General features: G+C 72.1%; 11 protein-coding genes. 4 read left to right on the plus strand and 7 right to left on the minus strand.

Going from position 1 to position 10,742, the window contains the following annotated elements; translation table 11 throughout:
- Nucleotides 1-7 precede the first annotated feature (7 nt).
- A complete protein-coding gene (locus tag EDF19_RS00060; protein WP_123678945.1) occupies nucleotides 8-2,185 on the minus strand; it encodes an efflux RND transporter permease subunit in 2,178 nt (725 codons plus the stop codon).
- A 77-nt stretch (nucleotides 2,186-2,262) separates the two neighbouring features.
- On the opposite strand from EDF19_RS00060, the gene EDF19_RS00065 reads away from it, so the two are divergent.
- Nucleotides 2,263-2,661: a MarR family winged helix-turn-helix transcriptional regulator gene (locus EDF19_RS00065; RefSeq protein WP_123678946.1), complete on the plus strand. Its 399-nt coding sequence runs from the start codon at nucleotides 2,263-2,265 to the stop codon at nucleotides 2,659-2,661.
- Between the two features lie 103 nt (nucleotides 2,662-2,764).
- Nucleotides 2,765-3,817, plus strand: coding sequence for an LCP family protein (locus EDF19_RS00070; RefSeq protein WP_185022593.1), 1,053 nt, complete (start codon nucleotides 2,765-2,767; stop codon nucleotides 3,815-3,817).
- A 78-nt stretch (nucleotides 3,818-3,895) separates the two neighbouring features.
- On the opposite strand, the gene EDF19_RS19485 is transcribed toward EDF19_RS00070, so the two are convergent.
- The 5 genes from EDF19_RS19485 to EDF19_RS00095 all read right to left on the minus strand — a co-directional run bounded on the left by EDF19_RS19485 (nucleotide 3,896) and on the right by EDF19_RS00095 (nucleotide 8,419).
- Entirely contained in the window at nucleotides 3,896-4,594 is a 699-nt protein-coding gene (locus tag EDF19_RS19485; RefSeq protein WP_123678948.1) for a transglycosylase family protein, read from the minus strand.
- A 304-nt stretch (nucleotides 4,595-4,898) separates the two neighbouring features.
- The gene (rlmC, locus tag EDF19_RS00080) at nucleotides 4,899-6,050 is read right to left on the minus strand and encodes a 23S rRNA (uracil(747)-C(5))-methyltransferase RlmC (protein WP_123678949.1); all 1,152 of its coding nucleotides are present in this window, start codon (nucleotides 6,048-6,050) and stop codon (nucleotides 4,899-4,901) included.
- A 7-nt stretch (nucleotides 6,051-6,057) separates the two neighbouring features.
- Entirely contained in the window at nucleotides 6,058-6,939 is an 882-nt protein-coding gene (locus tag EDF19_RS00085; RefSeq protein WP_123678965.1) for an SMP-30/gluconolactonase/LRE family protein, read from the minus strand.
- A 26-nt stretch (nucleotides 6,940-6,965) separates the two neighbouring features.
- Complete coding sequence (locus EDF19_RS00090) at nucleotides 6,966-7,700, minus strand: FadR/GntR family transcriptional regulator (RefSeq protein WP_123678950.1); 735 nt, start codon at nucleotides 7,698-7,700, stop codon at nucleotides 6,966-6,968.
- Complete coding sequence (locus tag EDF19_RS00095) at nucleotides 7,697-8,419, minus strand: SDR family oxidoreductase (protein ID WP_185022594.1); 723 nt, start codon at nucleotides 8,417-8,419, stop codon at nucleotides 7,697-7,699. Before EDF19_RS00095 ends, EDF19_RS00090 begins: the two co-directional genes overlap by 4 nt.
- Before the next feature lie 45 nt (nucleotides 8,420-8,464).
- On the opposite strand from EDF19_RS00095, the gene EDF19_RS00100 reads away from it, so the two are divergent.
- Complete coding sequence (locus EDF19_RS00100; RefSeq protein WP_123678951.1) at nucleotides 8,465-9,214, plus strand: SDR family NAD(P)-dependent oxidoreductase; 750 nt, start codon at nucleotides 8,465-8,467, stop codon at nucleotides 9,212-9,214.
- Between the two features lie 11 nt (nucleotides 9,215-9,225).
- Here EDF19_RS00100 and EDF19_RS00105 read toward each other — a convergent pair whose 3' ends face one another.
- Nucleotides 9,226-9,642 carry a MarR family winged helix-turn-helix transcriptional regulator gene (locus EDF19_RS00105; protein WP_221180589.1) on the minus strand — a complete coding sequence of 139 codons (417 nt, stop codon included), beginning with the start codon at nucleotides 9,640-9,642 and terminating at the stop codon, nucleotides 9,226-9,228.
- Nucleotides 9,643-9,715: 73 nt separating this feature from the next.
- On the opposite strand from EDF19_RS00105, the gene EDF19_RS00110 reads away from it, so the two are divergent.
- Nucleotides 9,716-10,660, plus strand: coding sequence for a zinc-binding alcohol dehydrogenase family protein (locus EDF19_RS00110; protein WP_123678968.1), 945 nt, complete (start codon nucleotides 9,716-9,718; stop codon nucleotides 10,658-10,660).
- Nucleotides 10,661-10,742: the final 82 nt, after the last annotated feature.

A 10,742-nucleotide genomic window follows, 5' to 3' on the forward strand; every position in this document is an offset into this window, starting at 1 on the left:
CAGCGTGTCACATGTGATGGTTCGGACGCGACAGGCGCGACGGCCACCACGCTCGGTGCCCGAGGTCGTACGCCAGCGCGGGGACGAGCAGGGAGCGCACGACGATCGTGTCGAGCAGCACACCGAACGCGACGACGAACGCGATCTGCACGAGGAACAGGATCGGGATGACGCCGAGCGCCGCGAAGGTCGCCGCGAGCACCACGCCCGCCGACGTGATCACGCCGCCGGTCACCCCGAGTCCGCGCAGGACGCCCTCGCGCGGTCCGTACCGCAGCGCCTCCTCGCGCACCCGGGTCATGAGGAAGATGTTGTAGTCCACCCCGAGTGCGACCAGGAACACGAAAGAGTACAGCGGCACGCTCGGGTCGGCTCCGGGGAAGTGGAAGACGTGGTCGAAGACGAGCGCGCCGACCCCGAGCGCCGCGGCGAAGGACACGATCACGCTGCCGATGAGCACGAGCGGGGCGACGATGCTGCGGAGCAGGAGCATCAGGATCAGCAGGATGACGACGAGCACCACGGGGATGATGACGCTGCGGTCGCGGATGCCGGTGTCGTTCGTGTCCACGGCGGTCGCGGTCACACCACCGACGATCGCGCCGGCGTCGACCCGTTCGACGGCGGTGCGGAGGTCGCGGACGGTCTGCTCGGCGGCGTCGGAGTCGGCGGCGTCGGTCAGGGTGGCCTCGAGCAGGACGTCGCCGTGCGAGACGGTGGGCGCAGCGTCGGCGCCGCTCGCGCCTGCGCCGCTCGCGCCTGCGCCGCTCGCGCCTGCGCCGGTCGCGCCTGCTGCGCTGCTGTCGTCCGTCACCGGGACGGTCCCGGACGGGGCGTCCTTCGCCGCGGCGACGACCCCCTCGACACCGTCCACCGCGGTGATCGCGTCGACGAGCTCGTCGAGGTCGCGCTCCGCGCCGATCACCAGCGCCGGGCTGCCGGATCCCCCTGCGAAGTGGTCGGCGAGGACGTCCTGCCCGTCGCGTGCCTGCGACGCCCCGATGACCAGGTCGCTCTGCGGGACGCCGTCCGCCTGCAGCCCGACCACGCCGGTACCCATCGCGAGCAGCGCCACCGTGCACACGATCCAGACCGTCCGGGAGCGCTTCGCGACGAGCCGCCCGACCCGCGCCCAGATCCCGCGGGCGTCCGGGCCGGTCAGCACCGGGTGGGCGCTGCCGTACGCCGGACGGAGCGGCCAGAACGCGGCACGGCGGAAGGCGAGCAGCAGCGCCGGCAGGAGCGAGAGGGCGGCGAGCAGGCTGAACGCGATGCCGATCGCCGCGACGGGGCCGAGCGCCTTGTTCGAGTTGAGGTCCGACAGCAGCAGGCAGAGCACCCCGACGATGACCGTCCCACCCGAGGCCAGGATCGGCTCGAGGCTGCCACGGAGCGCCGCCTTCGTCGCACCCCAGCCGGTGCGGTGGTCACGCAGTGCCTCGCGGAAGCGTGACGTGTAGAGGAGCGCGTAGTCGGTGGCGGCGCCGATGACGAGGATCGACAGGATCCCCTGGACCTGCCCGTTCACGGTGACGACCCCGGCCTTCGCGAGCCACCACACCACGAGGATCGAGGCGCACAGGGCGAAGGTCGCGGTGCCGAGCACGAGGATCGGCAGGAGTGGTGACCGGTACACGATGATGAGGATCACGAACACGGCGGCGAGCGCCACCCCGAGCAGGATCCCGTCGATGCCGGCGAACGCCTCGGTGAGGTCGGCGGTGAAACCCGCGGGGCCGGTGACGTAGCCGCTGACGCCGCTCGGCAGCGCGTCGTCGACGTCGGCGCGGATCCCCTCCACGGCGTCGCCGGTGTCGGCGTCCTGGGTGAGCGTCGCGACGATCTCGACCGCGTCGCCGTCCTCGCTCGGGATCACGGGGCTGACGCCCTGCACGTCGTCCCGGTCGCCGAGCCGGGTCGCGAGGTCCTTCGCCGCTGTGAGGTCGGATGCGCTCAGACCGCCGTCGCGCTCGAGGACGACGATCCCGGGCGCCCCGGACTCCTGCCGGAACTCGGACGACCGCTCCTGCACCTTCGTGGCGTCCGCCGACGCCGGCAGGAACGAAGTCTGGTCGTTCGTCGAGACCTCGGAGATCTTGCCGAAGTACGGACCGCCGACAGAGGCGATGCCGAGCCAGACCACGATGACGAGCGCGGGGAGGACGATGCGGAGGAAGCGGGACACGACGGTGAGCGTACTCCAATCGTCAGCATGCTGATTACTAGAGGAAGCACACGACACACCGACCGTAGAATGCGCCCATGGACGACACGACCGACGAGTGGCCGCTCGGGCGACTGCTCTCGGCGGCGGCACGGTCGGTCGAGCGGGACTGGGACGAGCGGCTGCGCGCCATCGGCCTCCCCCACGCCGCCCTGATCGCGCTCGACATCCTGATCCGCACCGGTCCCACCGGCGCCGACACCCTCGCCCGCGCGGCCCGGGTGCAGCCGCAGACCATGTCGCGCACCCTCGAACGGATGGAGCGGGACGGGCTCGTCGAGCGCACGCCGCACCCGGCGGACCGACGGCGACGCGTCGTCAGCGCCACCGAGCACGGCCGCGGCGCCTGGGAGACCGCGAAGCACATCGAGCGCGAGGTCCTGCCGGACGACCCAGCCCTCCGAGCGGCACTCCGGGCAGTCCTGACCGACCGGTGACGCCGCGGGAGCCGCAGAACCAGCGTGCTGTACGTGAAATACCACATGCGATAAGATGGGCTCCGTTGGTCGGTCGACCGGCACGAACCCGCAGGAGCTCCGCATGTCCGAACGTCGCGCCGCCCGGCTGACCGCCGAGCGCCCCAGCCACCCCCGTCGCCGCCGCTCCCGCCGATCCCGTCGCCGACGCCCGTTCCTCGTCGCCCTGGTCGCCACGCTCGGTTCCCTGGTCGGCATCGCCGCCGTCATCGCGATCGTGGCGAGCATCTTCGTCGGCGGCCTCGCCCGCAGCTTCGACGCCGGCCGCGACACCATCCGCGACCCGTTCCCGACCGGCGCCCGGCCCGCACCAGGCGGTGGCGAGAACATCCTGCTGATCGGCTCCGACTCTCGTGCCGCCCGCGGGGCCGACGGCAAGCCGTCGGACCTCGGCGGACGCTCCGACACCCTGATGCTCGCGCACATCCCGGCCGACCGTCGTGCGGTCTACCTGATGTCGATCATGCGCGACTCGTGGGTGGACATCCCCGGGCACCGCCGCGCGAAGATCAACGCCGCGTACTCGTGGGGCGGGGTACCGCTCACCGTGCAGACCGTCGAGCATCTCCTCGACGTCCGGGTCGACCACGTCGCCGAGATCGACTTCACGGGGTTCAAGGACATGACCGACGCCCTCGGCGGCGTCACGGTCGACTCGACGCGCGCGTTCACGGCCGGCCCGCACGAGTTCGTCGCCGGCGCGAACCTGCTCGACGGCGACTCCGCGCTCGCCTTCGTGCGGGAGCGGTACGCGTTCGCCGACGCCGACCACACCCGGGTGCGGAACCAGCAGGCGTTCATGCGCGGGGTCCTCGACGGGCTGCTCTCGCGCGGCACGGTGACGAACCCCGGTCGCGTGCAGGACTTCGTGACCGCGACGAGCGAGCACCTGGCGGTCGACGCGGGGCTCACGTTCCCCACGCTCCTCCGGCTCGGGTGGTCCCTGCGGAGCGTCGGCACCGGCGACCTGCGGACGTTCACGGTGCCGACCGCCGGGGCGGGGACCTCTCCGGACGGGCAGTCCTACGTCACGCTCAACGACCTGGCCGTCCGGTCGCTGTCACAGGCACTCCGGTCGGACGACGTCGCGGCATGGCTGACGGAGAACCCGCAGTAGCGGCGAAGACCGCCGCACGCACGACGACGCCCCGCGACCGAGGTCGCGGGGCGTCGTCGTGTTCGGTCTGCGGAACGATCAGGCCGGGAGCTCGAGCTTCTGGCCCGAGTAGATGAGGTTCGCGTCGTCGATGGTCGACGTGTTCGCGGCCCACAGCTGCTTCCAACCGCCGTCGATGCCCAGCTTCGTCGCGATCGTGTCGAGGGTGTCACCCGACGCGATCGTGTACGTCTTGCCGCTGGTCTTCACGGCGGCCGGCTTGCTCGGAGTCGAGGCGGCCGGAGCAGCCTCGGCCGGAGCCGACTCGGTCGTGCTCGGTGCGGCGGTGCTCGGCGCGGCCGGCTGCGGAGCAGCGGGTGCCGGAGCGGCCTGCTCGGCCGGAGCCGCGGGGGCTGCCGGAGCCGGAGCAGCGGCGGCCGGTGCGGCACCGCTCGTGCCGCTCAGCCCGAGCTGGGCGGAGCAGGCGGGCCATGCGCCCCAGCCCTGCGTGGCGAGGACGCGCTCGGCGACGGCGATCTGGGCCTCGCGGCTCGCGCCGGCGGGGCTGCCGACGCCACCGTTCGCCTGCCAGGTGCCGAGGTTGAACTGCAGGCCGCCGTAGTAGCCGTTGCCGGTGTTGATCGCCCAGTTGCCACCGGACTCGCACTGTGCGAGCTGGTCCCAGGTCGAACCGGATGCTGCGTTCGCGGGTGCTGCCGCGAGGCCGACACCGGTCGCGGCGATGCCGGCGAACGCCAGGCCGCCGACGATGGTGCGGGTACGGGAAAGCTTCTTCATGTGATTGCTCCACCGGGGTCACGAGCCGCTTCTGATGCGGGATCCACTGCCCACCCCGACCGATCGCGGTCAGTTGTGGGGGTGCGCCACCGGGGGCAGTGGTCATCGGGCCGGCGGCACCTCGGTCGGCAACCATAGGAAACTCTTCACCGTTATCAAACCGAGACCAACGGTTCTACCCGTTGGTGCTATGTACCCCGGGGTCGAACCTGTACGCCGCGATCCCCATGCCCATGGTCATCGCCCCGTACCCGGGTACGTCACCTTGGCAATTCCCTGGCAATGACGGCCTGGAGGCACCTGGTCACGCTCGGGACAGGAGCGTCACGACCTCGAGATGGCCCGTCTGCGGGAACATGTCGAGCACCCGAGCACGGCGCAGGCGGAGCCCCGGCATGCGCGCCAGGTCCTTCGCGAGGGTGACCGGGTTGCAGCTCGAGTAGACGACGTGCTCGACGTCCGACTGCTCGAGCCAGGTCGACAGCTGCTCGCCGATCCCGCGCCGCGGCGGGTTCACGACGACGAGTTCCGGGACGGCGTCGGGCCGCGCTCGGAGGGCGTGCTCGGTCGCGTCGTCGGCGGCGAACCGGAGACCCTCGAGCCCGGCCTCGCGGGCGGACTGCTTCGCCGACCGGATGGCCTCGGCGCTCGTCTCGATCCCGGTCACCGTCCGCCCGGGCCGGGCCGCGTGCAGGGCGAAGCCGCCGACGCCGCAGTACAGGTCCCACATCGACGCCGGGTCCAGCTCGTCGATCCACGCCGAGGCCTGCGAATACAGCTCGGACGCGACGCCGGTGTTCGTCTGGAAGAAGCTCTGCGGCCGCAGGTGCATGGTGATCCCGCCGAGGCGCATCGGCAGCGTCTCCTGCTCGGTCAGCACCACCTCGCGCTCCCCCTCGGTGACGGCCTTGTGCTCGGGCAGCAGGTTCGCGGTCACCACGACGACCTCCGGCAGCGCGGCACGGAGGACGTCGAGGTGCTGCCGGAGCCGCGCGAGCTGCCCCTCCGAGCGCAGGACGAACCGGACCATCAGCTCGCCGTCGGGCGACTCCGTCACCAGCACGTACTTCAGCTCACCGCGGCGTGCGGCGACGTCGTAGGGGATCAGCCCGGCCAGCGTGACGAACTCGGCGAGCACCGGCAACGCCCGCTGGATGCCGGGCGTGCAGATCCCGCAGTGGCGCAGGTCGACGCCGCGCTGCCGGTGGTCGAGGATGCCGACCGTCGGGTGCTCGGCCGACCCGCCGACGACCATCTTCGCCTTGTTCCGGTACCCGGACTCGGGGCTCGTGATCGCCGGGGACCACGTCACCGAGCCCGGTCCGCCGGCAGCCTCGACGGCGTCGTGCAGGAGTTCACGCGTCCGGAGCTCCTTGTCGAGCACCTGGTCGGCGTAGGGCTGACCCATGAGCGTGCACGACCGGCACACCCCGCGGTCGAAGTAGTCGCACTGCATGGCCGAGTCAGGATACGGCAGCGGCGTCCCGGGTCGTCGTCGCGATGCGGTGGATCGACGTCGTCGCGGCGATGAACAGCGTCGTGCCGTCGTCGCCGCCGAAGCAGAGGTTCGCGACCGTCTCGGACACCGGGATCTCCCCGATGCGGGTGCCGGTCGGGTCGAACACCACGATGCCGCGTTGCGACGAGGACCACACGTTGCCGTCGACGTCGACGCGGATGCCGTCGGGGACGCCCTCGCCGGGCTCGAGGCGCGCGAACACCCGGCCGTTCTTGAGCAGGTCGCCGTGGTCGCCACGACGGTCGTAGGCACGGATCACCGGGTCCTCGAGCGACGAGCTGGCGATGTACAGCACCCGCTCGTCGGGGTCGAACGCGAGGCCGTTCGGCTGGTCCAGGTCGGTCGCCACCGGGCGCAGGTCCTCACCGTCGGGACCGCACCGGAACGTCCAGTGGTCGCCGTACTCGCGCTCCCCCGGGTGTCCCTCGCGCGGCTGGGTGATGCCGTACGCCGGGTCGGTGAACCACACGCTGCCGTCCCGTGCGACGACCACGTCGTTGGGCGAGTTCAGGTGGCTGCCTCCCCAGCCGTCGACGATCGAGGTGACGGTCCCGTCGCGGTCCCGCTCCACCCGCCGGAGCCCGTGTGAGCACTGCACGACGCTGCCGTCCCGGTCGAGGGTGCGCCCATTCGTGAACTCGACGCCCGCTGCGTACACGGTCGTCTCGCCGGAGTCGGCGTGCCACTGCAGGATCCGGTCCCCGGGGATGTCGGACCAGCGCAGGGTCCGGCTGGCGGGGATCCAGCACGGCCCCTCAGCCCAGGTGCTTCCCGTGGCGATCCGTTCGAGTGCGGTCGGGTCGGGGACGAGGTCGGTGAACGACATGTGCTCTCCTTCGAACACCCTCGACACTAGGCGACGGTGCGGTCGATGATCTCGGTCATCGTCGAAGCCGCTGTGTCGGGGTCACCGTCGGCGACCGCCCGGGCCAGACGGACGTGCAGCGCGACGTCGTGCACCTCCGGACGGATCTCCGCTCGCTCGTCGAGCGCACGCGCGACCACCCGGCCCAGCCGGACGAACATCGCGTTGCCGGACAGGGCCAGGACACTCCGGTGCAGCGCGCGGTCGGCCTGGAGGAACGTGACCGCGTCCCCCGCGTCCCCCGCGTCACCCGCGTCACCCGCGTTCCCCCGCTCGGCCATGACGGTCGCGCTCTCGAGCATCTCCGCCAGGGGGTCCGACAGGAACAGTTCCGTCAAGGAGCCCGGCTCGGGGGGCCGGACCGTGCGTCCGGCGGCGACCGCGGTGGCAGCAGCCGACGCCGCGGCCGGTTCGACGGCACGGCGCAGCGCACGCAGCTCGGCGAGGGCCTGCGCCCGCTCTGGGCCGCCGAGCCGCCAGCCCAGCACGAGCGGATCGGTGACGTCCCACGATCCGGTCGGCTGGACGACGAGCCCCGTCCGTACCCGCGCCGCCAGCAGCCCGCACCCGACGAGGACGCGGACCGCCTCGCGCACGATGCTCCGGCTGGCACCGGTGCGGACGACGAACCCGTCGATGCTGTCGCGGTGCCCCGTGGGCAGCACGCCCGTGACGATCGCGCTACCGAGCTCGTCGAGCACCCGGTCGAAGGTGCTCGTCACCGCTGGGACACCGGGCTGACCACGATTTCGTCGACGCGCATGTACGACGGCGCCTCGAGCACGAACGACACCGCCCGGGCGATGTCATCCGGCTGGAGCATCACCTGGCGGGCGGCGGCGTCGGGCACCGAGGGGCGCTGGTCGAGGAAGTCCGTCGCCACGTCACCGGGGCAGAGGTGCGTCGCCCGCACACCGTGGGGCGCCTCCTGCTGGTTGAGGCTCTTCACGACGGAGCCGAGCGCGGTCTTCGAGGCGGAGTACGCGACGCCGGCGCCCGGCTGGAAGGACCAACCCGCGTAGGACGAGACCACGACGACCACGCCGCCGGACGCGCGCAGCGCCGGCAGTGCGGCGTCGACGACGGTGACCACGGCGGTGAGGTTGGTGTCGACGATCGCGCGGAAGTCCGTCAGCGTCTGGTCGTCCCAGCGTCGCCGTGGTGCGTTCAGCCCCGCGGCGAGCACCAGCGCGTCGAGGCGCCCGTGCCGCTCGAGCACGGCGTCCCGGGCGGACGCCACCGCAACCGGGTCGGCCGCGTCGAGGGGGAGCACGTCCGCGGTGCCCCCGGCGGCGGCGATCGTCGCGGCGACCTGTTCGAGCCGGTCCACGCGCCGCCCGCTCAGGACCACCGTCCAGCCGTCCCGCGCGGCGGCCTCAGCACTCGCAGCTCCCATGCCGCTGCCGCCGCCGGTGATCCAGAGCACCCGTTGGTTCGCCATGCTGCAATAGTATGCCTATTCAAGGAACCAACGACAGGAGCGACGATGCACCTCGACCTGACCGACCGCGTGGTGGTCGTGACCGGAGCAGCACGCGGGATCGGCCGCACGCTCGCCGACCGCTTCGTGGCCGAGGGGTGCCACGTCGTCGCCGTCGACCTGGCCTTCGAACCCGACTTCCCGCTGGACCACGTCGTGTGCAACGTCGCCGACCCGGATTCGGTCCGGTCCGCCGTGGACGAGGTCGTCGAGCGGCACGGCACGATCGACGTGCTCGTGAACAACGCCGGCATCAACGTCGAGGGGACGGTCGCCGAACTGCAGTGGGACGCGTGGCGCCGGTGCATGGACGTCAACCTCGGCGGCACGTTCCTGATGAGCCAGGCCGTCGCGCCCGTCATGCAGGCCGGTGGACGGGGGCGGATCATCAACGCCGCCTCGTTCGCGGCGATCGTGCCGAGCGTCGGCAGTGCGGCCTACGCGGCGTCGAAGGCCGCCGTCGTCTCGTTCACCCGGGTGCTCGCGTCGGAGCTCGGCCCGTGGGGCATCACCGTGAACGCGTACGCGCCGGGGATGGTGCCGACGGCGATGAACGGTTTCGCGACCATGCCGGCCGAGGCCCAGGACCGCCTGCTCGACACCCTGTCGCTGCGCCGGTGGGAGACGCCGGACGACGTCGCCGACCTGCTCGTGTTCCTGGCGAGCGATGCCTCCGGGTACATCACCGGGACGCTGCTCGACGTCTCGGGCGGCAAGCTCGCGACGCAGATCCCGTCACGCGCGCACGGCCGCTAGGGCACCACCCCTCAGCGGAGCATCTGCTCCAGCAACTCGCGCAGGCGCCGCCGGTCGGACGCAGCGAGCCGATCGGTGAGCGGCAGCAGTGCGGCCCGCATCGCCGACTCGAGCGACGCGGCGACCTCCCTGCCCGCATCGGTGACCACGACGTCGACGGCGCGGGCGTCCTGCTCGTTGGGCACCCGGGCGAGCAGGCCTTTCTTCTCCGCGCGGGCCACCAGCCCGGTCATCGTCGACTTCTCGAGCCCGAGGTACTGCGCCAGGTCCCCGATCCGCAGCCGGCGGTCGCGCAGGATCGCGAGCACCCGCAACTGCGTCAGCGACAGCCCGGCGTCGGCGGCGAGTCCGGTCAGCGGCCCCATGGTCCGGAACGCCGTCTCCCCGAGGGCATCGACGAGCCGATCGTCCTCCGTCATCTCCTGCATGGGCCCAGCGTAGTTGACGCGGTTCGTGATGCGAACTAGTTTGGTTCGCAACACGAAGCAATTGGAGGACACCATGCAGGCAGCAGTCGTCACCGAGTTCGGCCACGCTCCGACCTGGCAGGAGTTCGACGACCCCACCCCGACTCCGGACGAGGTCGTGGTCGACGTCGTCGCCGCCGGACTCCACCCGCGCGTCCGGTCGCAGGCCGACGGCTCCCACTACACGAGCGAGGGTGCGCTCCCCCTCGTGCCCGGCGTCGACGGGGTCGCACGGTTCTCGGACGGGACGCTCCGCTACGTCGCCGTCGCCGGTGACACCCGCGGCACGATGGCCGAGCGCGTCGCGGTCGACCCTCGTGCGAGCGTCGTGCTGCCCGACGGCGCCGACCCGGTGACGATCGCGGCCGGCGTGAACCCGGTGCTGTCCTCGTGGGTCGCACTGCGCCGCCGGATCACGTTCGAACCGGGCAGCCGCGTCCTCGTGCTCGGCGCCACCGGAGCGTCGGGCACCGCGGCCGTGCAGGTCGCGAAGCACCTCGGTGCCGTCCACGTCGTCGCGAGCGGACGGAACCCCGCTCGACTGCAGGCACTGACGGGCATCGGTGCCGACGTCGTCGTCCCGCTCGGCGACGTCGAGGCGATCGGAGCGGCAGCGTCGGACGTGGACGTCGTCATCGACTACGTCTGGGGCCAGCCCGCTGCGGACGTCATGCAGGCGCTCGTCACGGCCCGTCGCGACCGGGGCCGCCGGCTCGACTGGATCGCGATCGGCTCGACCGCGGGCCACGAAGCCGCCATCCCGTCCGCCGCGCTCCGGGCGTCCGGGCTGACCATCGTCGGCAGCGGTCAGGGTTCGGTCGGCCGCGCCGGTTTCGTCGCCGAGCTCCCGGGCATCGTCGGTGCGATCGCGGACGGCACGGTGCGGGTCGACGCCTCGGCCGTGCGCATGGCGGACGTCGAGTCCGCGTGGGCCGGACAGGCCGACGGTGCTGCGGGCAGAGTGGTGCTGACGGTCTGATCCGCGGTCGGGTCGCCTGTCCGCCTACTCAGGTTCCGTACATCGCGCGCTCCGTAGGCTGTGAGGGCCCAGTGAGCCGGAC

This window comes from Curtobacterium sp. PhB115 (assembly GCF_003752025.1).
In the GTDB taxonomy this organism is placed as follows: domain Bacteria; phylum Actinomycetota; class Actinomycetes; order Actinomycetales; family Microbacteriaceae; genus Curtobacterium.

Coding starts and splice junctions, on each gene's coding strand:
- EDF19_RS00065 (WP_123678946.1), top strand. CDS start 2,263: ATGGACGACACGACCGACGAGTGGCCGCTCGGGCGACTGCTCTCGGCG.
- EDF19_RS00070 (WP_185022593.1), top strand. CDS start 2,765: ATGTCCGAACGTCGCGCCGCCCGGCTGACCGCCGAGCGCCCCAGCCAC.
- EDF19_RS19485 (WP_123678948.1), bottom strand. CDS start 4,594: ATGAAGAAGCTTTCCCGTACCCGCACCATCGTCGGCGGCCTGGCGTTC.
- rlmC (WP_123678949.1), bottom strand. CDS start 6,050: ATGCAGTGCGACTACTTCGACCGCGGGGTGTGCCGGTCGTGCACGCTC.
- EDF19_RS00085 (WP_123678965.1), bottom strand. CDS start 6,939: ATGTCGTTCACCGACCTCGTCCCCGACCCGACCGCACTCGAACGGATC.
- EDF19_RS00095 (WP_185022594.1), bottom strand. CDS start 8,419: ATGGCGAACCAACGGGTGCTCTGGATCACCGGCGGCGGCAGCGGCATG.
- EDF19_RS00100 (WP_123678951.1), top strand. CDS start 8,465: ATGCACCTCGACCTGACCGACCGCGTGGTGGTCGTGACCGGAGCAGCA.
- EDF19_RS00105 (WP_221180589.1), bottom strand. CDS start 9,642: ATGCAGGAGATGACGGAGGACGATCGGCTCGTCGATGCCCTCGGGGAG.
- EDF19_RS00110 (WP_123678968.1), top strand. CDS start 9,716: ATGCAGGCAGCAGTCGTCACCGAGTTCGGCCACGCTCCGACCTGGCAG.